The following is a 26,876-nucleotide window of genomic DNA, read 5'->3' as shown; positions in this document are numbered from 1 at the left end:
AAACCCGCTCCCACAGGTACGGCGCCGGCCTCAGGCCCTGTGATATCCCTGTGGGAGCGGGTTTACCCGCGAAGAAGACCACTCAGCATTCAAAGTGGAACCCTGCAAATGCACCAGCAAAACATCCTCTTCGACCTGGACGGCACCCTGACCGACCCGCGCCTGGGCATCACCCGCTCGATCCAGTATGCCCTGGCCAAGCTGGGCATCGACGAGCCGGACCTGACCCGCCTCGAGCACTTCATCGGCCCACCCCTGCTGCAGGCCTTCATGCAGTTCTACAGCTTCGACGAAGCCAAGGCCTGGGATGCGGTGAACTTCTATCGGGAACGCTTCAGCGTCACCGGCCTGTACGAAAACCTGGTATTCGAAGGTGTACCGGAGCTGCTCGAGGCCCTGAACGGCCAGGGCCGCACGCTGTACATCGCCACCTCCAAACCGTGGGAATTCGCCCGTGAAATCGCCCGGCACTTCGCCTTCGACCACCACTTCAAGGTGATCTACGGCAGTGAGCTGGACGGCACGCGCACCAACAAGGTCGAGCTGATTCGCCACCTGCTTGATGAAGAAGGGCTGGACCCGGCGCAGACGCTGATGATCGGCGACCGCAAGCATGACCTGATCGGTGCGCGCAGCAATGGGTTGCAGGCAGTGGCGGTGGGGTACGGGTTTGGTAGCCAGGAAGAGTTGATGGCCGAAGAGCCGGCCTACCACTTTGCTACCTTGGCCGAGATGCATCAGGCATTTCTCAAGGCTTGATGGCTATTGGGGCTGCAAGGCGGCCCCAAAATCTCACCGGCGAACCATCAACCGCCGCAACGCCGCCTTCCGCTCTTCAATCGGCAACCGCCCCAACTGCTCCACCCGCTGATAAAACCGCGCCCAATCCCCGTCAACCTCGCGGAACACCGCCGCAAACGCCGGTACCCACTGGTCATACAGCCCGAACGGCAACAACTTGGCATTGTTCATCGGCCCATACATCCAGGCGTCATAACGCTTGTCACCACCCCACTGGCCATCCCGCAGCTGCCGGTATTCCCGCCTTAGTCGCTCGAACTCTGCCTGCTTGGCCGCCCGCTTCTGCACATCATCCAAAGGCCCGGCATAAATCGTCTGCAGCCGCTCGCGGCTGGTCAGTACCAGCCGGATGAACTGCTCACGCTGCTGCCCTTGCTCCCCTCCAACCGCAGCAAGCCCTCGCGCCACGCGCCATTGCCGCGTGCCTTCCTGCTCGACGAAAGAGGCAAACGACTCGTTGAACTCGGTGTCATCCTGCACATAGAAACGCTGGTGGGCCAGCTCATGGAAGATCAGCGTGGCCAAGCGCTCGTCGCTCCAACCGACCATCGACGACAGGATCGGGTCGTCGAACCATCCCAGGGTCGAATAGGCCTCCACGCCGCCCACGTACACATCCATGCCGTCCTGGCGCATCAACGCCGCCGCCCCACGCGCCGCGCCTTGCTGGTAATAGCCGCGATAGGCCACACACCCCGCGATCGGGAAGCAGTGCGTTACCGGCTGCAACGACAACTCGGGGGTGGCGAACACATTCCACACCACGTAGGGCCGGCGAAGGTCGGCATACACCCGGTAGCTGCGGTTGTCCGGCAGCTTCAGCTGCTGGCTGGCAAATGCCCGTGCCTGCCTGGCATGTTCCAGGCGCGCGCGCAATTGTGCGGAGGTGGCCGGGTCGGCCAATACCTGCTCCACCGGCTGCCGTGCACGCAACAACTGCCACTGGCCCTCGGCCAACTGCCCATAGTAGGCGGCGTTGCTGCAACCGTTCAGCAGGAGCACCGCCAGCAGCGGAACCAAACGGGTGAAAACAAGGTCGAGTGGCCCAGGGCCTGAGCGCTGCATAAGAATAAGTCGAAGCATCCGGGACTGTCTGACTCGCTCAAGGCCGATTCACTCCAAGACTATCTCGCCAAGGGGGCGTTTCGCTATGCGTGCACTGTTGGTCACCGGCTCACTGTTGCTGATATCCGCCTGTTCGACCTTGCCAGCCCCGGACCCGAACCAGGCCTGGATCGACCTCACGCCCTACGACAACACCTCGCTGCACGCCGTGCAGGTAGATGAACGCGACTGGGCCGACAGCCGTTATTTCGAAGTACAACCCGGCAGCCACGAGCTGACCGTGCGCTACCAGTTTCCGGTTACCCCCAGCAATATCGGCCCGGTCAAGGAGCCGTTGTGGCGTGATTGCCAGGTCAAGCTGACCTTCAAGGATTTCAGTGCCGGCCAGCGCTACCAGCTGCAGGCTGGCAGCATCGGTTTCCGCCCGTGGATAAAACTCTACGACCATCAGCAAAAACTGGTTGGCCAGGGCTTGCCTGCAGGCTGCCAGCGCACCTGAATCGCACAAACGGCGCTATGCTTGTAGCGTGTAAATCGCAAGTGGAGTCTTGCCATGCGCCAGCCCATGATGCTGATCGCCCTCAGTGCACTGGGGGCTTGCGCCAGCCCCTTGCCCCCCGTCGACCCCAAGCAGGCCTGGGTCGACCTGTACACCATGACTCCCGGCAGGTTGATCATGGCCGACCGACTCGACGGCCAGCGCCTGGATGATGGCCGTTACTTCCAGGTGACCCCGGGCAAGCACGAACTGGTAGTGCGCTTCGATTATGAGATCTATGGGGGAGGCCTCATGACCCAGCCCAGGGACCGTACCTGCTACCTGACCGTACGCTTTGACGACTTCAGGGCCGGTGAACGCTATCGCCTGGAGGCACGGGCCCCGGTGATGGAGCCGCAGGTGCTGCTGTATGACGGCAGCCGCAAGGTGGTGGTGAACGAGCCTAGCGAGGTGTTCTGCATTCCGTAATGCCGGGGCTGCTTTGCAGCCCCAAAATCCTGAATCTACCGATCATTCTTCTGATAAATGATCTTCTTGGTCCCACCATCGCAGGTCCCGACGACCATGTTCTGGTCCTTGACCTCACTGTTGGGCACAATTTCCAAGGTATAGGACGAAACACCCTGGGCCTGGATCTTGGCCTCGATCTCGGCTTTGAGCTCCTCGCACGGCTTGACCGCCGCCAGCGCAGATGTGGCGACCAGGGAAGCCAACACGGCGATTGCTACGCGAATCATGAAACGGCTCCTGAAAGGGCAGCGTGCTGCCGACGCTGTTTAGACTACAGCAAACCGCCCTCATTGCACTGCTTCAACCCACCAACGCCGCATCCAGGCTGATTTTCGCGTTCAACACCTTGGACACCGGGCACCCGGCCTTGGCCGTGTTGGCGATCTCCAAAAATTGCGCCTCACTCGCCCCAGGTACCTTGGCCCTGAGCACCAGATGCACCGCCGTGATGGCAAAGCCATCATCTTGCTGGTCGAGTGTCACTTCGGCAGCGGTGTCGATCCTGTCCGGGGTGAACCCCGCCTCGCCCAGCATCATCGACAGCGCCATCGAGAAACAGCCGGCGTGCGCCGCACCGATCAGCTCCTCCGGGTTGGTCCCGGGGGAGCCCTCGAAACGGGTGTTGAAGCCATAGGGGTTCTGCTTGAGCGCGCCACTTTCCGTGGAAAGCAGGCCTTTACCGTCCTTCAGGCCACCTTGCCAGATCGCCGATGCTGTCTTTTTCATGATGCCTCCTGGTCACGGGTTACATGCTTATGGCTTCAGAGGCCAGCCGCCTACGGCAAGTTCAGAGCAATCGCACGTCAAGCATTGAATCCGTCGAATGTGCCCATACAGAGTTGAAAAGGCCTGTGGCCAAACACCTTTGCGGAGGCTCCATGACGCAGCTGCGTGACCTGAAGATTTCCACCCTTGACCTGGTGCCGGTACGCGCCGACGCCGGCCCGGCGCAGTCGCTGCGCAACTCGCTGGACCTGGCGCAGCATGTCGAGCGCTTTGGCTACAACCGCTTCTGGGTGGCCGAGCACCACAACATGGACGGCATCGCCAGTTCGGCGACTGCGGTGCTGATCGGCTACCTGGCCGGTGGTACCTCGAGCATTCGCGTTGGCTCTGGCGGGGTCATGCTGCCCAACCATGCGCCACTGGTGATCGCCGAGCAGTTCGGCACCTTGGCCAGCCTGTACCCAGGGCGCATCGACCTGGGCCTGGGCCGCGCGCCGGGTTCGGACCAGATGACCGCCTATGCCCTGCGACGCGACCGCGCTGGTGGCCCGGATGACTTCCCGGATGATGTCGAGGAACTGTCACGCTACCTGGGCCCGCGTACTGATGATCAGAAAGTGATCGCCGTGCCAGGGCACGACACCGAGGTGCCGATGTGGCTGCTCGGCTCCAGCCTGTTCAGCGCCCAACTGGCTGGCATGCGCGGCATGCCCTACGCCTTCGCCTCGCACTTTGCGCCGCGCTTAATGCACGAGGCGATCCGCGTGTACCGCAACCACTTCAAGCCCTCTACCACGCTGGACAAGCCTTATGTGATGCTGGGCATCCCCATGGTGGTGGCGGAAACCGACGAAAAGGCCGAGTACCTGGCCACTTCGGTGTACCAACGCATCCTCGCGCTGATTCGCGGGCAGAGCCTGATGCAGAAGCCGCCAGTGGAAAGCATGGATGGGTTGTGGCTGCCTCATGAGCGGGACGCGGTGGGCAGCTTCCTCGGCCTGGCGATGATTGGCAGCCCGCAGAAGGTGCGGGCCAAGGTGGAAGTGCTGCTGGAACAGACCGGGGCGGATGAACTGATCTTTACCTGTGATTTGTATGAGCATGCGGACCGGATCCGGTCCTATGAACTGATGGCGCAGGCTCTCAAGACTGAGTGACCTTCTTCGCGGGTAAACCCGCTCCTACAGGGGTATCACAGGGCCTGAGACCGGCACCGTACCTGTGGGAGCGGGTTTACCCGTGAAGAATCCAACCCGTTAACCGCGGCGGTACACAATTTCCTTGGTACCAGCCTCGCAGCTGCCAATCACCTTGCCGGCCGGGTCGCCCTTGTCGACGATCTCCAGCTTGTAGCCGGTGACCCCCTTGTCATCCAGCTTGGCCGCAATCTCTGCCTTGAGCTCCTCGCACGGCTTGCCCGCTGCCAGCGCTCCACCGGCCAGGGTCATCAGGCCCAGCGCAAGAATCAGTTTGTTCATCACTCGCGTTCCTTGTGCAGATGAAATCGGAAAGGGCGCCCGTCAAGGCGCCCCCTTTCCTAAATACCCCATCATGCCGGGTTCATCCAGCCCGGCAGTGTTTCAGCTGTTGGCGATACGGAAACCGACCTTCAGCGTGACCTGGAAGTGCGCCGCCTTGTTGTCGCGGATATGGCCACGGGTATCTATCACTTCGAACCACTCCAGGTGCTTGATGCTCTTGCCTGCTTCAGCCAGGGCATTGTTGATCGCCTCTTCGATGCTGGTAGTCGAAGACCCAACCAGTTCGATCTTCTTGTAGGTGTGATGATCGGTCATGAGCGCTCTCCTTGAATAACGGTGAGATTCAGCCTAGCAGCGCAGGCCGGGTTTACCTGCGAGCTGTCACCGTTGGTGAAAGTTCGATCGCACTTTCGCTTCACCAGGCAGTCGCAACCTCTACAGCCCACAACGCGAAGGAGAGTCGACATGCACCGCAATTCGCTGCGTAAAACGTCCCTGGAAAGCATGGAAGCCGAAATCGAAAGCCTTCTGAAGACCCTGGAGAATCTCAAGCATGATGCTTCCGAAGAGTCCCAGAAGTCGGTGAAGGCCATCCGCAACAACGCCGAAAGCGCCCTCCGCCATTCCCGTAGCCTGCTGAGCGATGCCTACGAGGAAGTAAAGCACCGCACACGCCAAACCGGCATCGCTACACGCGATTACGCTCAGGAACACCCGTACACCACGGCGGGTATTGCCATCGGTGCGCTGGGCCTGCTGGCAGCCTACCTGCTGTGCAAGCGCAACTAGACTAAGCACTCTGTCGCGCAAGTTCTGCCCGTAGCCACTGCGCCAGTTGCTCCGCGCGCCCGTCCGCGGCGCGCCGGGGCACCCACAGTGCCAGCGCCGCGGGGGTAGCTGAAAAGCCCCACGGCGCACTCAAACGACCCGCCCGCAGGTCATCGGCGACCAGCGGTTGCGGCGCGATCGCCACACCCAACCCGGCCACGGCAGCTTCCAACAGGTAATACAGGTGCTCGAATGCCTGCCCATAGTGGAGGGTTGCAGGCTCCAGCCCCTGCTCCAGCGCCCAGGTCGGCCAGGCCTGCGGGCGCGAGGTGGTGTGCAGCAAGGCCTCGCCCAGCAAAGCCTTGGCCGGCGCGCCCTGCAAACGCTCGAAACCGGCGAAGTGTGGGCTGAGCACAGGCCCGATGCGCTCCTCGGCCAGCACATGTACCTGCATGTCGGCCGGCCATGGCGGCTCGGCAAATACCAGCAGCGCATCCAGCCCTGGCCGCCGCGGATCGAGGTCACCTTCACTCGCCGACAGGTGCAGGCGCAATTCAGGCAGATCCGCCTGCAACCGCCCCAGCCGCGGAATGAACCAGCGCGCCAGCAGGCTGCCCGAGCAACCCAGCACAAACGGCGCCTCGCTGACATCGCGGCTTAGCTCGGCACACACGCTGCGCAGGCGGTCGAAGGCTTCGCCACTGGCATCGCGCAGGCGCACGCCGGCATCTGTGAGTTTGATGCCGCGTCCGTCCTTCACGAACAGTGCTATCCCCAGGTGCTCCTCGAGCACCTTGATCTGCCGGCTGACGGCACCATGGGTGACGTGCAGCGCTTCGGCCGCCTGGCTGACGCTGTTGAGCCGGGCTGTGGCCTCGAATGCCCGCAGGGCGTTGAGGGGAGGGAGGTCGTGGGCCATTTTACCTGTGAGTTTTCCTGACAAGTTTGCGCAATCTTATCGGTTTTCAGCCGGGCTTGCCGTGGTTAGAGTAAAGCCCATCACTCATTCATTACGCCCTGGAGCGCCCCATGACCCAGTCCCAATACCGCCCCGGCCCCGACGCCAACGGCCTGTTCGGCTCGTTCGGCGGCCGCTATGTGGCCGAAACCCTGATGCCACTGGTGCTGGACCTGGCCCGCGAATACGAAGCGGCCAAGGCAGACCCCAAGTTCCTTGAAGAGCTCGCCTACTTCCAGCGCGACTACATCGGCCGCCCCAACCCGCTGTACTTCGCCGAGCGCCTGACCGAGCACTGCGGCGGCGCGAAGATCTTCTTCAAGCGTGAAGAGCTCAACCATACCGGCGCGCACAAGGTGAACAACTGCATCGGCCAGGTGCTGTTGGCCAAGCGCATGGGCAAGAAGCGCCTGATCGCCGAAACCGGCGCCGGTATGCACGGCGTGGCCACTGCCACCGTTGCCGCGCGCTTCGGCCTGCCTTGCGTAATCTACATGGGCGCCACCGACATCGAGCGCCAGCAGGCCAACGTGTTCCGCATGAAGCTGCTGGGCGCTGAGATCGTCCCGGTTACTGCCGGTACTGGTACCCTGAAGGACGCCATGAACGAGGCCCTGCGCGACTGGGTCACCAACGTCGAAGATACCTTCTACCTGATCGGCACCGTGGCCGGCCCGCACCCGTACCCGGCCATGGTCCGCGACTTCCAGTCGATCATCGGCAAGGAAACCCGCGCCCAGCTGCAAGAGAAGGAAGGCCGCCTGCCAGACAGCCTGGTTGCCTGTGTCGGTGGCGGCTCCAACGCCATGGGCCTGTTCCATGAATTCCTCGAAGAGCCAAGCGTGCAGATCATCGGCGTCGAAGCCGGTGGCCACGGCGTGCACACCGACAAGCACGCCGCCAGCCTGAACGGTGGCGTACCGGGCGTGCTGCACGGTAACCGCACCTACCTGCTGCAGGACGAAGACGGCCAGATCACCGACGCCCACTCGATTTCCGCCGGCCTGGACTACCCGGGCATCGGCCCAGAGCACGCCTACCTGCACGAAGTGAAGCGTGTCGAGTACGTCAGCATCACCGACGACGAAGCGCTGGATGCGTTCCACGCCACCTGCCGCCTGGAAGGCATCATCCCGGCCCTGGAAAGCTCCCATGCCCTGGCCGAGGCGATCAAGCGCGCACCGAAGCTGCCCAAGGATCACCTGATGGTCGTGTGCCTGTCGGGCCGCGGCGACAAAGACATGCAAACCGTCATGAACCACATGGCCGCCCAGGAGAAACAGGCATGAGCCGTCTTGAACAACGCTTCGCCGAGCTGAAAGCCGAAGGCCGCTCGGCACTGGTCACCTTCGTCACCGCGGGCGACCCGGGTTATGACGCCTCGCTGCAGATCCTCAAGGGCCTGCCGGCGGCCGGTGCCGACGTGATCGAACTGGGCATGCCATTCACCGACCCGATGGCTGACGGCGTGGCCATCCAGCTGGCCACCCTGCGCGCCCTGGAAGCTGGCCAGACGCTGGCCAAGACCCTGCAGATGGTTCGCGAATTCCGTGTGGATAACCAGACCACACCGATCGTACTGATGGGCTACTACAACCCGATCCACCGCTTTGGCGTGGAAAAGTTCGTGGCCGAAGCCAAGCAAGTGGGCGTCGATGGCCTGATCATCGTCGACCTGCCCCCAGAGCACGACGCCGAGCTGGCGACACCGGCCCAGGCTGCGGGTATCGACTTCATCCGCCTGACCACCCCGACCACCGACGATGCGCGCCTGCCGCGCGTGCTGGAGCGCAGTTCCGGGTTCGTCTACTACGTGTCGGTGGCCGGTGTGACCGGTGCTGGCTCGGCGACCACCGAGCACGTCACCGAAGCCATTGCCCGCCTGCGTCGGCATACTGACCTGCCGATCAGCGTTGGCTTTGGCATTCGTACGCCGGAGCAGGCTGCGGCCATTGCCCGCCTGTCGGATGGCGTGGTTGTGGGCTCGGCGCTGGTCGACAAGATTGCCCAGGCCAAGAGTGCCGAGCAGGCAGTCAATGATGTATTGAGCCTGTGCTCGGCACTGGCTGAAGGGGTGCGCGGCGCCCGCCGCTGAACCGCGTCACCTGCTTCGCGGGTAAACCCGCTCCCACAGGAACCGCGCCGCTCTCCAAGGCTGTGCAAAACCTGTGGGAGCGGGTTTACCCGCGAAGAGGCCGGCACAGGCTATAGAGACCTATCCCCCAAACATCGACAGATCCAGCGGCCGCACTGCCCCCATCCAGATCGCATGGTCCCGGTGGTCCGCCAGTTCATCCCCGGTCAGCGGGTGCATGAACACCACCAACCCATTCCGATACAATGCCAACCAAGGCAACACCACCCCCACTACCTCCGGCCCGAATGCCAGCTGGCAGCTCCAGTCCGGGTGCGGCCCGACCGGTTGCTGGTGCATGCGCCCCATGGTCACGGGGAACAGCCGCGAGGCCTCCTCGCACAGTTCACGGGCCTGCTCCATGGTCGCTGCGTCGTAGTAGACGTGGGCGTGGTAACCCTTGATCCTCTGCACGATAACTCCTGATTGCGGTCCAATCATCACCACTTGCAAGGGGAATGATGCCGTGAAAAACGCCGAAACCCCAGTGTTCAAACTAGTCCTGTTCGGGCCTGAAAGCAGCCTGGGCAATGCCCTGATGGTAGAGCTGCTGTCACGCCAGCACGAAGTCACCGCCGTGGTCGATGACCTCAACCGCCACGCCGCGCGCCCGGGCCTGCATTTCAAGATAGGCGGGCTGAGCAATGCCGACCAGGCGGAGCAGGGCGCGGCAGGCGGTTCGGCGGTGATTGCCCTGTTGTCGGCGCTGGCGCCGGGCGATCTGCCCGGGCAAGCCCGCATGAGCGAGGCGCTGGTGGCGGGGCTGAAACGTACGACTATACGCCGGCTGTTGCTGGTGGGCGATTTCGATGTGCTGGATGAGCCGGGCAAGTACAACGAGGTAGAGCGGGAGTGCGTGGACCAGGTGGTGGACGGGTTACAGCGCAGCGCGCTGCACTGGACGCTGATCAATGCCCCGCTGGAACTGCCCGGGTTGGGGATGGAGCATTTTCGCAGCACCGAGGGTACGCTTGAACCGGGGTTGGCTGAGCCGCTGCGGCACCTGGCCAGGGTCGCGGCGGGGATGGTGGATATGCTGGAGCTGGATTTGCACCGGGGCGAGCATCTGAACTTCGTGGTCTAGATTGCCGGCGATGGGCCGCAAAGCGGCCCCGGGGATGTCACAGGCTGCGCTCGCGCTCCAGCCAATCCACAAACCGCTGGATCAACGCACCACGCCGCTTGCGTGGCGGCAACACCGCGTAATACCCGCGCGCCGAACGCAAACTCCCCTCCAATGGTCGGCACAACAACCCTTGCTCCACCAGCCCATCCACCAGGTGCCCCCAGCCAATCGCCACCCCTTGCCCGGCAATTGCCGCCTGGATCAGCAACGTATAGTTATCGAACCGCAACTGCCCCGCCGGCGGCGGGCTGGTCACGCCAAACCCGCGAAACACCCCCGCCCAGTCAAACCAGCGGCTGGCCTGCTCACCTTTCAAATGCAGCAAGGGCAATCGTTGCAAAGCCACCGCTGACAAGGGTTTGCCATGAGTCAGCCGGGGACTGCACACGGGGAAAACCTCCTCATCGAACAGCCAGCGGCTCTCGCCCTGATGAAAGCGACCGTCGCCAAACAGCACCGCTACATCGATGTCCGGGCGCAGCATGCCCTGGCTGCGCTCACCGGTCACCAGGCTCACGTCCACCTGTGGATAAGCCTCGTGAAAACGCTGCAGCCGTGGCATCAGCCAGAACGCCGCAAAGGCGAAGTCGGTAGCCACCTGCAGCACTTCGCGCTGGCCACGCCCACTGGCCTGGGCAATACCGTCCTCCATGGCCTGCAGGCCCTGATGCACCTGTTCGAACAGCACCTGGCCAGCCTCGGTCAGCTCGATGCCACGGTAAATACGGTCGAACAAGCGCGTACCCAACTGCGCCTCTAGCCGTTTCACCTGCTGGCTCACCGCCGGCTGCGTGGTGCCCAACTCCAGCGCCGCAGCGGTAAAGCCGCGCAGCCGCGCGGCAGCTTCGAACACGCGAAAGGTATCCAGCGACAGCTCGGCAAGGTGCTCAAACATAAGCCTGGCTAATCCCAATCATTGCCCGCCATGGGCTTTACCCATGTTATCCACAGTCGCATCTTGGTAGGCAAGCGGTTCGCATAACCTTCAACGATGGAAGCCACCATGACGCGTCCGAATGTCCTGTTCATCATGGCCGACCAGATGGCAGCACCCTTGCTGCCAATCTACGCCCCTTCGCCTATCCAGATGCCGCACCTGACCCGCCTCGCCGAACAGGCGGTGGTGTTCGACTCGGCCTACTGCAACAGCCCGTTGTGCGCGCCGTCGCGCTTCACCCTGGTCAGTGGCCAGTTGCCCAGCCGCATCGGTGCCTACGACAATGCCGCCGACTTCCCTGCCGACGTGCCAACCTACGCCCACTACCTTCGCCGTCTGGGCTACCGCACCGCGCTGTCGGGCAAGATGCACTTCTGCGGCCCGGACCAGTTGCATGGCTACGAAGAACGCCTGACCAGCGATATCTACCCGGCCGACTACGGCTGGGCGGTGAACTGGGATGAGCCAGAAGCTCGCCCTAGCTGGTACCACAACATGTCCTCGGTGCTGCAGGCCGGCCCGTGCGTGCGCACCAACCAGCTGGATTTCGACGAGGAAGTGGTGTTCAAGGCGCGCCAGTACCTGTACGACCATGTGCGCGAAAACGATGGCCGGCCGTTCTGCCTGACCGTATCGATGACCCACCCGCACGACCCGTACACCATCCCCAGGCGCTACTGGGACCGCTACGAGGGTGTGGATATCCCCATGCCCCGCGCTGAGTTCGCCCAGACAGAACTCGACCCGCACTCGCAGCGCCTACTGAAGGTCTACGACCTGTGGAACAAGCCGCTGCCTGTGGACAAGGTCCGTGACGCCCGCCGTGCCTACTTCGGCGCCTGCAGCTACATCGACGACAACATCGGCCTGCTGCTGCAGACCCTGGAGGAATGCAACCTGGCCGACGACACCCTGATCGTGTTCTCCGGCGACCACGGCGACATGCTTGGTGAGCGTGGCCTCTGGTACAAGATGCACTGGTTCGAGATGTCGGCGCGGGTGCCGCTGCTGGTGCACGCGCCGAAGCGCTTCGCGCCAGCCCGGGTCAGCGCCTCGGTATCGACCTGCGACCTGCTGCCGACCCTGGTCGAACTGGCCGGCGGCACTGTGGATAACCACCTGCACCTGGATGGCCGCTCGCTGGTCGGCCACCTGCAAGGGCAGGGCGGCCATGACGAAGTGATCGGCGAGTACATGGCCGAAGGCACCGTCGGCCCGCTGATGATGATCCGCCGCGGGCCGTACAAGTTCGTGTACAGCGAAGACGACCCTTGCCTACTCTATGACCTGAGCCGCGACCCGTACGAGCGGGAGAACCTCACCGGCAGCCCGGAGCACCAGGCGCTGCTGCAGGCATTTGTCGATGAAGCTCAGCAGCGTTGGGATATCCCCAGCCTGCGCCAGCAAGTTCTGGCCAGCCAGCGGCGCCGCCGCCTGGTGGCCGAGGCGCTGGCCATCGGCAAACTGAAAAGCTGGGACCACCAACCGCTGGTGGACGCCAGCCAACAGTACATGCGCAACCACATCGATCTCGACGACCTCGAGCGCAAGGCACGTTATCCACAGCCCGCCCCCCTGGATTGAGAAGAGAGGCCGCCATGCACAAATTCTCCGCCGCCGTGTTCGCCCTGGCCCTGAGCCTGGGTACCGCCACGGCCCACGCCGCCGACAGCGACGCACAATGCAGCACCGTGAAAATGGCCGACCCCGGCTGGAGCGACATTGCCTCCACCAACGCCGTGGCCCGCCTGCTCCTGGAGAGCCTGGGTTACCGGGTGAAGATCGACAGCCTGGCCGTACCGATCATCTACGGCGGCCTTAAGGACGGCCGGGTCGATGCCTTCCTCGGCAACTGGATGCCGGCCCAACAGGGCTTTCATGACAAGTTCATCGCCAATGGCGATGTGCAGCAACTGGCGCGCAACCTGGAAGGAACCGAATTCACCCTGGCAGTGCCCGACTATGTGTGGAATGCCGGGGTGAAGGATTTCGCCGACTTGCAGAAACACGCCGACCAGTTCGACAAGAAGCTGTACGGGATTGGCTCCGGGGCACCAGCCAACCTGTCGTTGAAGGAAATCATCGACAAAAATGAGTTCAACCTTGGCCAATGGAAGCTGGTGGAGTCCAGCGAGCAGGCGATGCTGGCGCAGGTCGACCGGGCGGTGAAGAAACAGCAGTTCATCACCTTCCTCGGCTGGACGCCACACCCCATGAACGTGAAGCTGAAGATGCATTACCTGAGCGGCGGGGAGAAGTGGTTTGGCAGCAAGGGCGAGGTGTATACCCTGACCCGCAAGGGTTATCCACAAGCCTGCCCGAATGCGGCCAAGCTGCTGGGTAACCTGAAGTTCACGCTGGCCATGGAAAACACCATCATGGCCGAGGTTGTGGACAAGAAGATCAGCTTCGATGATGCGGCCAAGGCCTGGCTGAAGGCGCATCCCGAGTTGCTGGAAGGGTGGCTGGCCGGAGTGACTACCAAAGCCGATGGCAATGCGCTGGAGGCCGTCAAAGCCAAACTGTAACCTCACAAGCAAAACCTCTATCCCTGTGGGAGCGGGTTCACCCGCGAATGCGTCGGTAGATTCACTGCAGCATTCGCGGGTAAACCCGCTCCCACAGGGGACAGTGCAATTTCAGGATTGTGGATAACCCATGCATCGCCTTACTCACCTGCTGCCCTTCCTCACCTGGCTCCCCCGTCAATCGGGTCGCAGCCTGCGCCAGGACTTGCTGGTGGGCCTGAGCGGTGCAATCCTCGCCCTGCCGCAATCCATCGCCTACGCACTGATCACCGGCCTGCCCGCCGAATACGGCCTGTACGCCGCCATCGTGCCAGTATTGATCGCCTGCCTGTGGGGCTCGTCCTGGCACCTGATCTGCGGCCCGACCGCCGCCATCTCCATCGTCCTCTATGCCAGCATCAGCCCGCTGGCCGTGGCCGGCAGCGGCGACTATGCCACCCTGGTGCTGCTGCTGACTTTTCTCGCCGGCATCTTCCAGTTGCTGCTGGGACTTTTGCGCTTTGGTGCATTGGTCAATTTCGTCTCCCATTCCGTGGTGCTCGGCTTCACCCTGGGCGCCGCTGTCGTCATTGCCCTGGGCCAGTTGCCCAACCTGCTGGGCATGGACCTGCCCAGCCAGGCCACGGCATTCAAGACCGTGCAGGACCTGGCCAGCCATGCCGGCGAGGTCGACCTGCCTTCCTTGATTTTGGGCCTGGCCACCGTGGTGCTCGGCGTGGCCTTCAAATTCTGGCGCCCACGCTGGCCGAACCTGTTGATAAGCCTGATCTTGGTCAGCCTGCTGGCCTGGCTGCTGCCCGGCTTCTTTGGCCATGTACCGCGCGTACCGGCGTTCACCGGTCAGCTGCCACCCTTCAGCCCGCTACCCTTGCTGGATGTGGAACTGATCCTGCGCCTGCTGCCCAGCGCCGTGGCGGTGGGCATGCTCGGGCTAGTCACCAGCCTGTCGATCGCCCGCTCGTTGTCGGCACGTTCGGAGCAATTGATCGACGCTGACCAGGAAATACGTGCACAGGGGCTTTCTAACATCGTCGGGGCGTTTTTCTCGGGGTACCTGTCTTCCGGCTCCTTCACCCGCTCCGGGCTGAGCTACGACGCCGGCGCTCGCTCGCCCATGGCCGGGGTTTTCTCGGCGCTGTGGGTGGCGGTGTTCACGGTTGCTGGGGCCGGGCTGATCGCTCACCTGCCGATCCCGGCCATGGCCGGCAGCATCCTGCTGATCTGCTGGGGGTTGGTGGACCACCGGGGGATTCGTGCGCTGTTCCGGGTCAGCCGCTCGGAGTTCCTGGTGATGGCGCTGACAGCGGCGGCGACCTTGTTGCTGGAGCTGCAAACGGCAATCTATGCCGGCGTGCTGGCGTCGCTGTTCTTCTATCTGAAGCGCACCTCACGGCCACGGGTGCAGCAGAGCCGGGAAGGGGAGGCCGATGTGCTGCGGGTGGGCGGGTCGATCTTTTTTGGCGCTGCGCATTACTTGCAAGTGCGCTTGCAGCGCTGTCAGGGGCCACATGTGGTGATCGATGCGCGACAGGTGAACTTCATCGATTACTCGGGTGTGGATATGTTGCACCGCGAGGCGCGGCGGTTGCGGCGGGCGGGGGGGAGTCTGACCCTGCACCGGGCCAGGCCGCAGGTGATCGAGGAATTGCAGAAGCTGGAAGGGGTGGAGTTGTGCCCGATCCGGTTTGAGGAGTGATGGCTGAGATCCTGGGGCTGCTTTGCAGCCCATCGCGACACAAGGCCGCTCCCACAAGGGTATGGTGTACGCCGATCCAATGTGGGAGCGGCCTTGTGTCGCGAAAGGGCCGCAAAGCGGCCCCGACAATCTCAGCCGCGAGCCAGCTGCCGGCGCAACTCTGCCAAAACCGGCGCCGTATCCGGCCGTACCCCACGCCAGATAAAGAAGGCTTCAGCCGCCTGCTCAGCCAGCATCCCCAGACCATCCAGCACCTTGGCCGCCCCCAGCTTCTCGGCCCACTGGCAAAACGGCGTCGGCTCCTTGCCATACATCATGTCGTAGCAAACCGTGCGCCCCGCCTCGACCAGGCTGTCGGCAATCGGCGGCAACTCACCGGCCAGGCTCGCCGAAGTGGCATTGATGATTACATCCACCGGCTCCTGCAACCAGGCAAACCCGCTGGCTACCACCGGCCCCAGTTCATCGAACTCACGCGCCAACTGCTCGGCCTTTTCCACGGTACGGTTGGCAATCACCAGCGACTGCGGCTTGTGCGCCAGGATCGGCTCTAGCACGCCACGCACCGCACCACCGGCACCCAGGATCAGAATGCGTTTGCCCGCCAGTTCGACCCCGGCATTCACCGTGAGGTCGCGCACCAGGCCAGCGCCATCGGTGTTATCGCCCTGCAGAGTGCCATCGGCCAGCTTGCTCAGCGTATTCACCGCGCCAGCGCGCCGGGCACGCGGGGTCAGGCTGTCGCACAGGCGGTAGGCCTCTTCCTTGAATGGCACGGTGACGTTGGCACCGCTGCCCTGCTTGAAGAAGCCGCGTGCGCAGTCGCTGAACTCGTCCAGCGGCGCCAGCAGCGTGGCGTACTCCAGGTCCTGACCGGTCTGTTCGGCGAACAGGCGATGGATCAGCGGCGACTTGCTGTGGCCGATGGGGTTACCAAAAACGACGTACTGGTCCATGACGGCTCCTAGGTTATCCACAGGCTTACTGACCGAGCCAGTCGCGGTCCTGCAGGAAGTACTCGGTCAGGCGCGCTTCTTCGCTGCCGGGTGCGGCCTTCCAGTCGTAGCCCCAGCGCACCTGCGGCGGCAACGACATGAGGATGGACTCGGTGCGGCCACCGGACTGCAGGCCGAACAGCGTGCCACGGTCGTAGACCAGATTGAACTCCACGTAGCGGCCACGGCGGTATTCCTGAAACTCGCGCTGCTGCGGAGTGTAGGGGGTGCCCTTGCGGCGCTGGACAATCGGCAGGTAGGCGTCGATGTAAGCATCGCCAATGGCGCGGATGAAGGCGAAGCAGGTGTCGAAGTCCCATTCGTTCAGGTCATCGAAGAACAGGCCGCCGATGCCGCGTGGCTCGCCACGGTGCTTGAGGTGGAAATAGCGGTCGCACCAGGCCTTGTAGCGCGGGTACACGTCGGCGCCGAACGGCGCGCAGGCCTGCTCGGCCACACGGTGCCAGTGAATGCAGTCTTCTTCATTGCCGTAGTACGGGGTCAGGTCGAAGCCGCCGCCGAACCACCAGACAGCCTCTTCGCCTTCCTTTTCGGCGATGAAGAAGCGCACGTTGGCGTGAGAAGTGGGCACATGCGGGTTATGCGGGTGGATCACCAGCGACACGCCCAGGGCCTCGAAGCCACGGCCCGCCAGCTCGGGGCGATGAGCACTGGCCGACGGCGGCAAGCCTGCACCGAACACGTGGGAGAAGTTGACCCCGCCTTTCTCGATCACCTTACCGTCGCCGATCACCCGCGTGCGGCCCCCGCCACCGGCTTCGCGCACCCAGGCGTCCTCGACGAAGCGGGCGCCGCCGTCTTCTGTTTCGAGGGCAAAGCAGATGCGATCTTGCAGGTCGAGCAGGTAGGCTTTCACGGCCTCGGTGCGGCTAGTCATCGGGTCACCAGGAACGGGCAGGGAAGAATTCGCCGCGTAGCATACCACCGCCAGCCCGCGCGCCGCAGTTGACGGCGATCATGCAAAGGCGTCCGATAGAAGGCCTTTCCCGATCACGACGACAGGAGTGCGAGATGGCCAAGCGTATCCAGTTCAGCCAGCATGGCGGCCCGGAAGTGCTGCAGTTTGTGGAATTCGAACCAGCCCCACCCGGGCCACAGCAGGTACGTGTGCGTAACCATGCGATCGGCCTGAACTTTATCGATACCTACTTCCGCAGCGGGCTGTATGCGCCGCCGTCCTTGCCTTCGGGCCTAGGTACTGAAGCGGCGGGCGTGGTCGAGGCCGTGGGCGAGGGCGTGACCCGCCTGAAGGTGGGTGACCGCGTGGCCCATGCCGGCGGCCCGTTGGGCGCGTATAGCGAGGTGCATACGTTGCCGGAAGCCAACCTGGTGAAGTTGCCCGACAACATTAGCTTCGAACAGGCGGCGGCGGTGATGCTCAAGGGTTTGACCGTACAGTACCTGCTGAAGCAGACCTATGAGGTGAAGGCGGGTGACGTGATCCTGTTCCACGCAGCAGCTGGCGGCGTGGGTTCGTTGGCGTGCCAGTGGGCCAAGGCCTTGGGCGCCAAGCTGATCGGGACCGTGAGCTCTGCGGAGAAGGCCGAGCGGGCCAAGGCGCTGGGGGCGTGGGCGACCATCGACTACAGCCGTGAGGACGTGGCCAAGCGGGTGCTGGAGCTGACCGACGGCAAGAAATGCCCGGTGGTGTATGACGGTGTGGGTGCCGATACCTGGTTGACCTCGCTGGACTGCCTGCAGCCGCGCGGGTTGATGGTGAGCTTCGGCAATGCCTCGGGTGCGGTGAGCGGGGTGAACCTGGGAACTCTGGCGCAGAAGGGCTCGTTGTATGTGACCCGGCCGACGTTGGCGAGCTATGCCAACAATGCCGAGAATACCCAGGCCATGGCGGATGACCTGTTTGCGATGATTGGTAGCGGCAAGCTGGTTGTGGATATCCAGCAGCGGTATCCGCTGAGCGAGGCGGCCAAGGCGCAGGCAGAGCTGTCGGCGCGCAGGACAGTGGGGTCGACTGTATTGTTGCCTTGATTGGCAGAGGACCGTGTTAAGGCTGACAGGTGCCTGTCTTGAGGTTCCCTGCGCCTGTGAGATCGAGCGCCGCCCGCGCGGCGCTTCGCGGGGCAAGCCCGCTCCCACATTTGTTGCAACGTGGCCATGCCTGTGAGGCCATGGTTGTCAGCTTTGTTGGCATGGCTGGATTTCGAGGTGGGCATTGATGCCGCCCCGCCTGCCTCAAGCCAAGCACCAAGGCAGGCAACCATGGCCTCACAGGTTCGGCACGTTGCAACAAATGTGGGAGCGGGCTTGCCCCGCGAAGCGCCGCGCGGGCGGCGCTCGATCTCACAGGCGCTGAAACCCTCACGACGAGCACCTGTCAGCCCTCACACGATCGCCCGCCAGCCATCCGAGAAAAAATCACAACAATCTGCGGGGGACCTGGCCCTGACCTGTGGGAGCGGGCATGCCCGCGAACACGGGCGCAGCCCGTGCCAGGCACCGCGCTGGATTCTTCGCGGGCTCGCCCGCTCCCACAGGAGGTCGCGGCCAGGCCTGTGGATATGTATCAGCCTGGACGAACGACTTCGCCAGTGGCCAGGTTGCGAATCACACTCGGGTTCTTCCTCCCACCCAGCGCCCCGCCCAACACAAGGTCCAACTGGCCATGGAAATACTGCTCCACCCGCAACCGGGTCTTCGCCGCCGGGCGCCCGCCCGGATTGCACGAGGTGGAAATCAATGGCCCCACCAACGCACACAACTCACGCACCACCGGGTGGTCGCTGACCCGCAGCGCCACGGTGTCATGCTCCCCGGTCACCCACTCGGGCAACAGGTCCTGATGCGGCACCAGCCAGGTGTTCGGCCCCGGCCAGGTGCTGCCCATGCGATCGATCCAGTCTTCGGGGAAGTCCTCGAACAAGAAGTCGAATTGGCGGATGTTGTCGGCAACCAGGATCAGGCCTTTATCCACCGGCCGTGACTTCAGCGCCAGCAGGCGATACACCGCGTCCTCGTTCCACGGGTCGCAGCCCAGGCCCCAGACCGCTTCCGTCGGGTAGGCAATCACTGCGCCCGCCCGGATCTCACGTGCGGCTTGTTGCACACGAAAACTGCTCACCATTTCTGTTACTCCGCCTATATACCTTGCTTGTGAGCAGTGTACTTAGCCCGCGCGGGCAAACCAACGCCCTGCTTCATTGCTGACCCGGCCTTCCAGCTCAAGCTCGGTCAGCTGCGCCAGCACATCGGCCAGCGGCTGCTCGCTGCAGTGGGCCAGGCTTTCGGTGGTTTGCGGCGCGGCATGCAGCAGTGCTAGCAGGGGATGGTCGAATTTATCCACAACCGCGGGCGGCAGGTTCTGCCAGCCCTGCAGGCTTTCCAATATCTGCTCCACGCTCTCCACAAGCAGCGCGCCGTCACGGATCAACTGGTGGCAGCCCTTGGCCCCGGGGTGATGAATGGAGCCCGGTATGGCATACACCTCGCGGCCTTGCTCGGCGGCCAGGCGTGCGGTGATCAGCGAACCACTGGCCAGGCTGGCCTCGACCACCAGCACGCCCAGCGACAGCCCACTGATGATGCGATTGCGTCGCGGGAAGTTGCCGGGCAGCGGCCCGGCATCCAGCGGGTACTCGGAAACCAGCACGCTACCGTTGTCGATCATCGCTTGCGCAAGCGACTTGTGGCGCTGTGGATAAAGTTTTTGCAACCCCGTACCGAGCACGCCAATCGTGCCTCCACCTGCCTGCAATGCGGCCCGATGAGCGGCACCGTCGATGCCCACGGCCAAGCCGCTGGTAATGGTGAAACCTGCCTGCGCCAGGTAACGGGAAAATGCTGCAGCGGTGTCGAGCGCCGGGGGTGAAGCACGTCTGCTGCCCACAATTGCCAACTGTGGGCGCTCGAGCAAGGCCGGGTCGCCAGCGACGAAAAGCAGCGGCGGGGCATCGTCGACTTCCGCCAATAGTGGCGGGTAGCCAGGGCCGTCCCACATCAGTAAATGCTGGCCCGGGCGCTCTAACCAGGCCATTGCGGCCAGTGCACCTTCACGTACTTCGGCACTACGCCGAGCATCGATGGTGGCCTGTGGTATGCCCAATGCGCGCCAGGCACCGGCCGGTGCGCACAGTGCCGACGAGGCACTGCCAAAGGCCTCCAGCAAGGTGTTAAAGCGACGCAATCCTGTTTCCGGCAGCCGGTGCAGGCGTAATCGCGCCTCCAGTTCGGCAGGCGGAAGAGGCGACGAATGGTAGGTCTGCATATGGATCATCCTTGATCGAAATGGGGCCATCGACGTGGCTCAAGCTGTGGATAACTTTGTTGATAACGCTTTGACAACCTGTCCATCGAATGGGCTATAAGCAGCCCTTGGAAACCCTAGCCGAGCTTTGCCAGGTGCTGAAATCCCCGTTTCCCTTTATTATGTGTGCTCAGTTTTCAACCGAACGCACAGTGACTGCCTGACCTTATGGCCATCTTGAACATTCTCGAATTCCCGGACCCGCGCCTGCGCACCATCGCCAAACCGGTGACGGAGTTCGACGACGCCCTGCGTCAGCTGATCGACGACATGTTTGAAACCATGTACGAAGCCCCTGGCATCGGCCTGGCGGCCACCCAGGTCAACGTGCACAAGCAGGTCGTGGTCATGGACCTCAGTGAGGACCGCAGCGAGCCGCGCGTCTTCATCAACCCCACGGTCGAAGAGCTGACCCACGATATGGGCCAGTACCAGGAAGGCTGCCTGTCGGTCCCTGGCTTCTACGAGAACGTCGACCGCCCGCTGCGTGTACGGGTCAAGGCCCAGGACCGCGACGGCAAGCCGTACGAGCTGGAATGCGAAGGCCTGCTGGCGGTGTGCGTGCAGCACGAATTCGATCACCTCAACGGCAAGCTGTTCGTCGACTACCTGTCGCAGCTCAAGCGCGACCGGATCAAGAAGAAGCTGGAAAAGCAGCACCGCCAGCAAGCCTGATCCCACCTTCCAGAAGGCTTGCTCCGGCAAGCCTTTTTCTTTTTTGAAGCGAGAACTCCATGCGCATCGTCTTTGCAGGCACTCCAGAGTTTGCCGCCGAACACCTCAAGGCCCTGCTCGACAGCCCGTACGAGATCGTGGCCGTCTACACCCAGCCCGACCGCCCCGCCGGCCGTGGTCAGAAGCTTATGCCGAGCCCGGTCAAGCAACTGGCTGTGGCCCATGACATCCCGGTATTCCAGCCGCCGACCCTGCGCAACGCCGAAGCCCAGGCCGAACTGGCCGCGCTGCAGCCGGACCTGATGGTGGTGGTCGCTTATGGCCTGATCCTGCCGCAGGTGGTGCTGGATATCCCGCGCCTGGGCTGTATCAACAGCCACGCCTCCCTGCTGCCACGCTGGCGCGGTGCCGCACCGATCCAGCGTGCCGTGGAAGCCGGCGACGCCGAGAGCGGTGTGACCGTGATGCGCATGGAAGCAGGCCTGGACACCGGCCCGATGCTGCTCAAGGTAGCCACCCCAATCAGCGCCGAAGACACCGGCGGCAGCCTGCACGACCGCCTCGCACAAATGGGCCCGCCGGCTGTAGTCCAGGCCATCGCCGGCCTGGCCGACGGTTCGCTGCACGGTGAAGTGCAAGACGATACCCTGGCCACCTATGCGCACAAGCTGAACAAAGACGAAGCGCGTATCGACTGGAGCCGCCCGGCCGCCGAGCTGGAGCGCTTGATCCGTGCCTTCAACCCGTGGCCGGTGTGCCACAGCACCCTCGATGGCGAAAGCGTGAAAGTGCTGGCCGCCAACGTGTCCACAGCGACAGGCACCCCCGGCGAGATCCTCTCCGCCAGCAAGGACGGCCTGGTGGTCGCCTGCGGTGATCAGTCGCTGAGCCTGACCCGCCTGCAACTGCCCGGCGGCAAGGCGCTGAACTTCAGCGACCTGTTCAACAGCCGCCGTGAGAAATTCGCCAGCGGCAAGGTACTGGGCCAATGAACCCACGCCTCGCCGCCGCCCGTGCCCTTGCTGCTGTGCTCAGCGGCAAGGCCTCGCTGAACAGCTCGCTGCCGGCGCAACTGGACAAGGTCGATGAACGCGACCGCGGCCTGACCCAGGACCTGGCGTTCGGCACCGCGCGCTGGCAGCCACGCCTCGACCTGCTGGCCGCGCAGCTGCTGCAGAAGCCGTTCAAGGCCGCCGATACCGATGTGCAGGCGCTGCTGCTGGTCGGCCTGTACCAGCTGTTTTACAGCCGTATCCCGGCCCACGCCGCCATCGGCGAGACCGTCGGCTGCGCCGACAAGCTGAAGAAACCGTGGGCCAAGGGCCTGCTCAATGCCGTGCTGCGCCGCGCCCAACGCGAAGGCGAAGAACTGCTGGCCGGCATGGAACGCGACCCGGTGGTGCGCACCGCCCACCCGCGCTGGCTGCAGAAGTCGCTCAAGGCCTTCTGGCCGGAGCAGTGGGAGGCCATCTGTGCCGCCAACAACGCCCACCCGCCAATGATCTTGCGGGTCAACCGCCGCCACCACAGCCGCGACGCCTACCTGGCACTGCTGGCCGAGGCGGGCGTTGCCGCCAGCGCCTGCCAGTACAGCCGTGACGGCATCGTGCTGGCCGAAGCCTGCGACGTGCGCGGCCTGCCAGGTTTTGCCGAAGGCTGGGTAAGCGTGCAGGACGAAGCCGCGCAGCTGTCCGCCGACCTGCTGGAACTGGCCCCCGGCCAGCGCGTGCTCGACGCCTGCTGTGCACCGGGCGGCAAGACCTGCCATCTGCTGGAAGCCGAAGCCGGCCTGGCCCACGTGGTGGCCATCGACCTCGAAGCCAAGCGCCTGACCCGTGTGCGCGAGAACCTCGACCGCCTGCAGCTGGACGCCGAGCTGATCGCCTGCGATGCTCGCGACACCGCCAGCTGGTGGGACGGCAAGCCGTTCCAGCGCATCCTGCTCGACGCACCGTGCTCGGCCACCGGCGTGATCCGCCGCCATCCGGACATCAAACTGACCCGTCAGGCCGACGACATCCCGGCCCTGGCCACGTTGCAAGGCGAACTGCTCGATGCCCTGTGGCCGACGCTGGAAGTGGGGGGCATGCTGCTGTACGCCACCTGCTCCAGCCTGCCGACCGAGAACACCGAAGTGATCGATGCCTTCCTTGCCCGCACCCCGGGCGCCCGTGAGCTGGACCTGGCCACCGAAGCCGGTCTGCGCCAGCCCCACGGGCGCCAGTTGCTGGCCCAGGAAGGCGGCCACGACGGTTTCTACTATGCCAAACTGATCAAGATCGCCGCCTCACGCGGATAAGAACAAAAGGTAGGGAGTAGCGGATGAAGATCATCATCCTCGGCGCAGGCCAGGTAGGCGGTACGCTGGCGGAGCACTTGGCCAGCGAAGCCAATGACATCACCGTGGTCGACACTGACGGCGACCGCCTGCGCGACTTGGGCGATCGCCTGGACATCCGCACCGTGCAAGGCCGTGGCTCGCTGCCTACAGTGCTGCGCCAGGCCGGTGCCGACGACGCTGACATGCTGGTAGCGGTAACCAATAGTGACGAGACCAACATGGTCGCCTGCCAGGTGGCCTATTCGCTGTTCCACACCCCGACCAAGATCGCACGGGTGCGCGAGTCGGCCTACCTGACCCGTGAAGAGCTGTTCGACAACGACCATATCCCGGTCGACGTGCTGATCAGCCCAGAGCAGGTGGTGACCAACTACATCAAGCGCCTGATCGAGCACCCAGGCTCGCTGCAGGTGATCGACTTCGCCGAAGGCAAGGCCCAGCTGGTGGCAGTGAAGGCGTACTACGGCGGCCCGCTGGTGGGCCAGCAACTGCGCCAGATCCGCGCACACATGCCCAACGTCGACACCCGCGTGGCGGCCATCTTCCGCCGCGACCGCCCCATCACCCCGCGGGGCGACACGGTGATCGAAGCAGACGACGAAGTGTTCTTCATCGCCGCGAAGAAGGACATCCGCGCGGTGATGGGCGAGCTGCGCCGCATCGACGAAACCAACAAGCGTGTGGTCATCGCCGGTGGCGGTCAGATCGGCGAGCGCCTGGCCGAAGCAATCGAAAGCCGCTACCAGGTGAAGATCATCGAGATGAGCCCGGCCCGTTGCCGGCACCTCTCCGATACCCTGGAAAGCACCGTGGTGCTGCAGGGCAGCGCCTCGGACAAGGACCTGATGCTCGAGGAGAACATCGCCGACGCCGACATCTTCCTGGCCCTGACCAACGACGACGAGGCCAACATCATGTCGTCGCTGCTGGCCAAGCGCCTGGGTGCGCGAAAGGTGATGACCATCATCAACAACCCGGCCTATGTCGACCTGGTGCAGGGTGGCGACATCGACATCGCCATCAGCCCGCAGCTGGCCACCATCGGCACCCTGCTGGCGCACGTGCGCCGAGGCGACATCGTCAGCGTGCACTCGCTGCGCCGTGGCGCTGCCGAAGCTATCGAAGCGGTGGCGCACGGGGATTCGAAGTCGAGCAAGGTGGTCGGCAAGGCGATCGAAGACATCGCCCTGCCGCCGGGCACTACCATCGGCGCGATCATTCGTGACGAAGAGGTGATGATTGCCCACGACGACACCATGATCGAATCGGGCGACCATGTGATCCTGTTCGTTGTGGATAAAAAGCATATTCGGGATGTGGAGAAGCTGTTCCACGTCGGCTTGAGTTTCTTCTAGGAATACAGGGCATGCGCGAATCGCTGGAGAAGATGCTGGCCAAGGGTGTGGATAACCCATTGCTCCGGTTCGGGCTGGGTAAAGCCTGGCTGGATGAAGGCAATGGCGCTGAAGCGGCGGTGCATCTGGCGCGCTGCGTGGAACAGGACCCGAAGTACTCGGCGGCATGGAAGCTGCTGGGCAAGGCGCATCAGCTGCAGGGTGACCTGGCGGCGGCGCGCAAGGCCTGGGAGGAGGGGATCGTCGCGGCGCAGGCCCATGGGGACAAGCAGGCCGAGAAAGAGATGACTGTGTTCCTGAAGAAGCTCGACAAAATCTCAAGCTGACGCGGTCCCTGTGGGAGCGGGTTCACCCGCGAATGCGCCGGTGAAGCCAACATTGCATTCGCGGGTAAACCCGCTCCCACAAGGTACCTGCTACCACAGGCAGAAGTGCATTCAGCCTACTGGAAGAGCAGTGGATAACTCAGTACCAGCGCGCCTCGCCGGCCGGGCGCTTCTTGAAGCGCTTCATGCTCCACATGTACTGGCTCGGGTACTCGCGCACATAGCGCTCGACCACTTTGCTCATCGCCGCCGCCGACACCGTCACGTCGGTGCTGTACATCTCTTCCGGCGCCGCCTCCAGGAACACCTTGAAGCCCGAGCCATCCGGCAGCCGCAGGGCATGCAGGAACACCCCCACCGCCTTGCCCCCGGCCAGCATGTTCGGCACGAACTTGCTGGTCAGCGCCTGGGTTCCCAGGAACGGCACGAATACCCCCGCAGACTCCGCCGGCTCCGGATCGGCAGGAATACCCACCTGGCCACCACGGCGCACTTCCTTGATCACGCTGAGGATGCCTTCCTTGGTCGAAGGCGCCACGCGGTTGCCCATCTGCACCCGCTGCTCGCGCAGCAGGTCATCCACCGCCTTCAGCTTCGGCGGGCGGTAGAAGATGATTGGTTTGCACTGGTTGCAGTAGAAGTGGTTCAGCACTTCCCAGTTACCCAGGTGGCTGGTGATGCCAACCACGCCCTTGCCCGAGGCCAGGGCCTGCTCCAGCACTTCCAGGCCGTGCACTTCCTTGACCAGCTCCAGCGAGCGCTGCGGCGGCCAGATCCAGGCACAGGCGCTTTCGACGAAGGATTTACCGATATCCTTCAACGCGCGGCCCACCAGCTGCTCGCGCTCGACCGGGTCCATCTCCGGGAAGCACTTGGCCAGGTTGATACGCACGACATTGCGCGAGCCGTTGGGGATCTTCCACATCAGCCAGCCGATACCGGCGCCGACGCGCTGCACAGCGCCCCAGGGCAGCTTGGCAAACAGACGCAGCACCCCGACCATCAGGGCGCCCTTGAACTTTTCCACAGGCGAATTCCTTATTTCAGCAAGGCGCGCATTGTAACCCCTCAGCGCAACAAGGCGGCGTAGCGATCGCAATCGGTGGTGTGGTCCATGACCATGCCGGTGGCCTGCATGAAGGCGTAGCAGATGGTCGGGCCAACGAAAGTGAAGCCGGCTTTCTGCAGGGCCTTGCTCATGGCCTTGGCTTGGTCGGTAACCGCCGGCACTTCGCTGCGATCGCTGAAATGGTTGATCTTCGGCGCACCACCAACAAACGACCACAGCCATTCGGCAGGGTTATCCACAGCCAGCCAGGCCTGCGCGTTACGCCTGGCAGCCTTGAGCTTGAGGCGGTTGCGGATGATGCCGGCATCCTGCATCAACTCCTCGATGCGTTCGTCGCTCATGACGGCGAGTTTCACCGGATCGAAGCCGTGCATCACCTCGCGATAACGCTCGCGTTTGCGCAATACGGTGATCCACGAAAGCCCCGCCTGGAACCCTTCGAGCAAAAGCATCTCGAACAGCAATGCCGGGTCACGCTGGGGCGTTCCCCATTCCTGGTCATGGTAGGCCTGGTACAACGGATCGTCGGTACACCAAAAGCAGCGTGGCATAAGGCTCCAATGAGTAGAGGGCGAGGCGAATCAGGTTATACTCCCGCTCTTTA

At 63.5% G+C, this 26,876-nt stretch carries 31 protein-coding genes; 17 read left to right on the top strand and 14 right to left on the bottom strand.

What is annotated here, in order from left to right; translation table 11 throughout:
• Window positions 1–108 precede the first annotated feature (108 nt).
• Window positions 109–759 carry an HAD family hydrolase gene (locus CAY82_RS09865; protein WP_087501027.1) on the top strand — a complete coding sequence of 217 codons (651 nt, stop codon included), beginning with the start codon at window positions 109–111 and terminating at the stop codon, window positions 757–759.
• Between the two features lie 33 nt (window positions 760–792).
• Here the strand turns inward: CAY82_RS09865 and CAY82_RS09860 are convergent, their stop codons facing one another.
• Window positions 793–1,866, bottom strand: a complete 1,074-nt coding sequence (locus CAY82_RS09860) for an aminopeptidase (protein WP_087501026.1) — start codon at window positions 1,864–1,866, stop codon at window positions 793–795.
• Between the two features lie 85 nt (window positions 1,867–1,951).
• On the opposite strand from CAY82_RS09860, the gene CAY82_RS09855 reads away from it, so the two are divergent.
• Together CAY82_RS09855 and CAY82_RS09850 are read left to right on the top strand one after the other, a co-directional pair.
• A complete protein-coding gene (locus tag CAY82_RS09855) occupies window positions 1,952–2,365 on the top strand; it encodes a hypothetical protein (RefSeq protein ID WP_087501025.1) in 414 nt (137 codons plus the stop codon).
• A 54-nt stretch (window positions 2,366–2,419) separates the two neighbouring features.
• Window positions 2,420–2,833, top strand: coding sequence for a hypothetical protein (locus CAY82_RS09850; RefSeq protein WP_087501024.1), 414 nt, complete (start codon window positions 2,420–2,422; stop codon window positions 2,831–2,833).
• Window positions 2,834–2,868: 35 nt separating this feature from the next.
• Here the strand turns inward: CAY82_RS09850 and CAY82_RS09845 are convergent, their stop codons facing one another.
• Both CAY82_RS09845 and CAY82_RS09840 read right to left on the bottom strand, forming a co-directional pair.
• The gene (locus CAY82_RS09845) at window positions 2,869–3,102 is read right to left on the bottom strand and encodes a DUF1161 domain-containing protein (RefSeq protein ID WP_020191563.1); all 234 of its coding nucleotides are present in this window, start codon (window positions 3,100–3,102) and stop codon (window positions 2,869–2,871) included.
• Between the two features lie 73 nt (window positions 3,103–3,175).
• Window positions 3,176–3,601, bottom strand: coding sequence for an OsmC family protein (locus CAY82_RS09840; protein WP_087501023.1), 426 nt, complete (start codon window positions 3,599–3,601; stop codon window positions 3,176–3,178).
• 152 nt (window positions 3,602–3,753) lie between these two features.
• Between CAY82_RS09840 and CAY82_RS09835 the strand changes: the two genes are divergently transcribed.
• Window positions 3,754–4,758, top strand: coding sequence for an LLM class flavin-dependent oxidoreductase (locus CAY82_RS09835; protein ID WP_087501022.1), 1,005 nt, complete (start codon window positions 3,754–3,756; stop codon window positions 4,756–4,758).
• 99 nt (window positions 4,759–4,857) lie between these two features.
• Here CAY82_RS09835 and CAY82_RS09830 read toward each other — a convergent pair whose 3' ends face one another.
• Both CAY82_RS09830 and CAY82_RS09825 read right to left on the bottom strand, forming a co-directional pair.
• Window positions 4,858–5,079 carry a DUF1161 domain-containing protein gene (locus CAY82_RS09830; protein ID WP_087501021.1) on the bottom strand — a complete coding sequence of 74 codons (222 nt, stop codon included), beginning with the start codon at window positions 5,077–5,079 and terminating at the stop codon, window positions 4,858–4,860.
• A gap of 102 nt (window positions 5,080–5,181) precedes the next feature.
• Window positions 5,182–5,397 (bottom strand): dodecin, encoded by a 216-nt coding sequence (locus CAY82_RS09825; protein ID WP_013970282.1) that lies wholly within the window; start codon window positions 5,395–5,397, stop codon window positions 5,182–5,184.
• Window positions 5,398–5,547: 150 nt separating this feature from the next.
• On the opposite strand from CAY82_RS09825, the gene CAY82_RS09820 reads away from it, so the two are divergent.
• Entirely contained in the window at window positions 5,548–5,871 is a 324-nt protein-coding gene (locus tag CAY82_RS09820) for a YqjD family protein (protein WP_087501020.1), read from the top strand.
• A gap of 1 nt (window position 5,872) precedes the next feature.
• On the opposite strand, the gene CAY82_RS09815 is transcribed toward CAY82_RS09820, so the two are convergent.
• Window positions 5,873–6,769 carry a LysR family transcriptional regulator gene (locus CAY82_RS09815; protein ID WP_087501019.1) on the bottom strand — a complete coding sequence of 299 codons (897 nt, stop codon included), beginning with the start codon at window positions 6,767–6,769 and terminating at the stop codon, window positions 5,873–5,875.
• 110 nt (window positions 6,770–6,879) lie between these two features.
• Between CAY82_RS09815 and trpB the strand changes: the two genes are divergently transcribed.
• Together trpB and trpA are read left to right on the top strand one after the other, a co-directional pair.
• Window positions 6,880–8,097, top strand: coding sequence for a tryptophan synthase subunit beta (gene trpB, locus CAY82_RS09810; RefSeq protein ID WP_015268451.1), 1,218 nt, complete (start codon window positions 6,880–6,882; stop codon window positions 8,095–8,097).
• A complete protein-coding gene (gene trpA, locus CAY82_RS09805) occupies window positions 8,094–8,903 on the top strand; it encodes a tryptophan synthase subunit alpha (RefSeq protein ID WP_087501018.1) in 810 nt (269 codons plus the stop codon). The genes trpB and trpA overlap by 4 nt, the downstream gene beginning before the upstream one ends.
• 120 nt (window positions 8,904–9,023) lie before the next feature.
• On the opposite strand, the gene CAY82_RS09800 is transcribed toward trpA, so the two are convergent.
• On the bottom strand, window positions 9,024–9,356 hold the full coding sequence (locus tag CAY82_RS09800; protein ID WP_087501017.1) for a DOPA 4,5-dioxygenase family protein: 333 nt from the start codon (window positions 9,354–9,356) through the stop codon (window positions 9,024–9,026).
• Between the two features lie 52 nt (window positions 9,357–9,408).
• Between CAY82_RS09800 and CAY82_RS09795 the strand changes: the two genes are divergently transcribed.
• A complete protein-coding gene (locus tag CAY82_RS09795; protein WP_087501016.1) occupies window positions 9,409–10,026 on the top strand; it encodes an NAD(P)-dependent oxidoreductase in 618 nt (205 codons plus the stop codon).
• Window positions 10,027–10,063: 37 nt separating this feature from the next.
• On the opposite strand, the gene CAY82_RS09790 is transcribed toward CAY82_RS09795, so the two are convergent.
• The gene (locus CAY82_RS09790; RefSeq protein ID WP_087501015.1) at window positions 10,064–10,963 is read right to left on the bottom strand and encodes a LysR family transcriptional regulator; all 900 of its coding nucleotides are present in this window, start codon (window positions 10,961–10,963) and stop codon (window positions 10,064–10,066) included.
• 108 nt (window positions 10,964–11,071) lie between these two features.
• On the opposite strand from CAY82_RS09790, the gene betC reads away from it, so the two are divergent.
• The 3 genes from betC (at window position 11,072) to CAY82_RS09775 (ending at window position 15,229) form a co-directional block, all read left to right on the top strand.
• A complete protein-coding gene (gene betC, locus CAY82_RS09785; RefSeq protein WP_087501014.1) occupies window positions 11,072–12,589 on the top strand; it encodes a choline-sulfatase in 1,518 nt (505 codons plus the stop codon).
• A gap of 14 nt (window positions 12,590–12,603) precedes the next feature.
• Window positions 12,604–13,533: a choline ABC transporter substrate-binding protein gene (gene choX, locus CAY82_RS09780; protein ID WP_087501013.1), complete on the top strand. Its 930-nt coding sequence runs from the start codon at window positions 12,604–12,606 to the stop codon at window positions 13,531–13,533.
• A 130-nt stretch (window positions 13,534–13,663) separates the two neighbouring features.
• Entirely contained in the window at window positions 13,664–15,229 is a 1,566-nt protein-coding gene (locus tag CAY82_RS09775; RefSeq protein WP_087501012.1) for a SulP family inorganic anion transporter, read from the top strand.
• 131 nt (window positions 15,230–15,360) lie between these two features.
• Here CAY82_RS09775 and aroE read toward each other — a convergent pair whose 3' ends face one another.
• Together aroE and hemF are read right to left on the bottom strand one after the other, a co-directional pair.
• Complete coding sequence (gene aroE / locus CAY82_RS09770; protein WP_087501011.1) at window positions 15,361–16,185, bottom strand: shikimate dehydrogenase; 825 nt, start codon at window positions 16,183–16,185, stop codon at window positions 15,361–15,363.
• A 25-nt stretch (window positions 16,186–16,210) separates the two neighbouring features.
• Window positions 16,211–17,122 (bottom strand): oxygen-dependent coproporphyrinogen oxidase, encoded by a 912-nt coding sequence (gene hemF, locus CAY82_RS09765; RefSeq protein WP_087501010.1) that lies wholly within the window; start codon window positions 17,120–17,122, stop codon window positions 16,211–16,213.
• A gap of 134 nt (window positions 17,123–17,256) precedes the next feature.
• On the opposite strand from hemF, the gene CAY82_RS09760 reads away from it, so the two are divergent.
• A complete protein-coding gene (locus tag CAY82_RS09760; RefSeq protein WP_087501009.1) occupies window positions 17,257–18,234 on the top strand; it encodes an NADPH:quinone reductase in 978 nt (325 codons plus the stop codon).
• Between the two features lie 535 nt (window positions 18,235–18,769).
• Here CAY82_RS09760 and CAY82_RS09750 read toward each other — a convergent pair.
• Together CAY82_RS09750 and dprA are read right to left on the bottom strand one after the other, a co-directional pair.
• The gene (locus tag CAY82_RS09750; protein ID WP_023660948.1) at window positions 18,770–19,327 is read right to left on the bottom strand and encodes an L-threonylcarbamoyladenylate synthase; all 558 of its coding nucleotides are present in this window, start codon (window positions 19,325–19,327) and stop codon (window positions 18,770–18,772) included.
• 42 nt (window positions 19,328–19,369) lie between these two features.
• On the bottom strand, window positions 19,370–20,467 hold the full coding sequence (gene dprA / locus CAY82_RS09745; RefSeq protein ID WP_087501008.1) for a DNA-processing protein DprA: 1,098 nt from the start codon (window positions 20,465–20,467) through the stop codon (window positions 19,370–19,372).
• Window positions 20,468–20,674: 207 nt separating this feature from the next.
• On the opposite strand from dprA, the gene def reads away from it, so the two are divergent.
• The 5 genes from def to CAY82_RS09720 are packed head-to-tail and all read left to right on the top strand — an operon-like array spanning window position 20,675 to window position 25,203.
• Window positions 20,675–21,181, top strand: coding sequence for a peptide deformylase (gene def / locus CAY82_RS09740; RefSeq protein ID WP_051097836.1), 507 nt, complete (start codon window positions 20,675–20,677; stop codon window positions 21,179–21,181).
• Between the two features lie 59 nt (window positions 21,182–21,240).
• Window positions 21,241–22,173, top strand: a complete 933-nt coding sequence (fmt, locus tag CAY82_RS09735; RefSeq protein WP_087501007.1) for a methionyl-tRNA formyltransferase — start codon at window positions 21,241–21,243, stop codon at window positions 22,171–22,173.
• Complete coding sequence (gene rsmB, locus CAY82_RS09730) at window positions 22,170–23,480, top strand: 16S rRNA (cytosine(967)-C(5))-methyltransferase RsmB (protein ID WP_087501006.1); 1,311 nt, start codon at window positions 22,170–22,172, stop codon at window positions 23,478–23,480. The genes fmt and rsmB overlap by 4 nt, the downstream gene beginning before the upstream one ends.
• 23 nt (window positions 23,481–23,503) lie before the next feature.
• The gene (trkA, locus tag CAY82_RS09725) at window positions 23,504–24,877 is read left to right on the top strand and encodes a Trk system potassium transporter TrkA (RefSeq protein WP_013970264.1); all 1,374 of its coding nucleotides are present in this window, start codon (window positions 23,504–23,506) and stop codon (window positions 24,875–24,877) included.
• A gap of 11 nt (window positions 24,878–24,888) precedes the next feature.
• Complete coding sequence (locus CAY82_RS09720) at window positions 24,889–25,203, top strand: tetratricopeptide repeat protein (RefSeq protein WP_046615308.1); 315 nt, start codon at window positions 24,889–24,891, stop codon at window positions 25,201–25,203.
• 139 nt (window positions 25,204–25,342) lie between these two features.
• Here CAY82_RS09720 and CAY82_RS09715 read toward each other — a convergent pair whose 3' ends face one another.
• Together CAY82_RS09715 and CAY82_RS09710 are read right to left on the bottom strand one after the other, a co-directional pair.
• A complete protein-coding gene (locus CAY82_RS09715; RefSeq protein WP_087501005.1) occupies window positions 25,343–26,230 on the bottom strand; it encodes a lysophospholipid acyltransferase in 888 nt (295 codons plus the stop codon).
• Between the two features lie 41 nt (window positions 26,231–26,271).
• A complete protein-coding gene (locus CAY82_RS09710) occupies window positions 26,272–26,823 on the bottom strand; it encodes a DNA-3-methyladenine glycosylase I (RefSeq protein WP_087501004.1) in 552 nt (183 codons plus the stop codon).
• Between the last annotated feature and the right edge of the window lie 53 nt (window positions 26,824–26,876).

This window comes from Pseudomonas sp. SID14000, from assembly GCF_002165135.1.
Lineage (GTDB): Bacteria > Pseudomonadota > Gammaproteobacteria > Pseudomonadales > Pseudomonadaceae > Aquipseudomonas.
The sequence above is the reverse complement of the archived record's forward strand: the minus strand, read 5'-3'. Positions and strand labels throughout refer to the sequence as shown.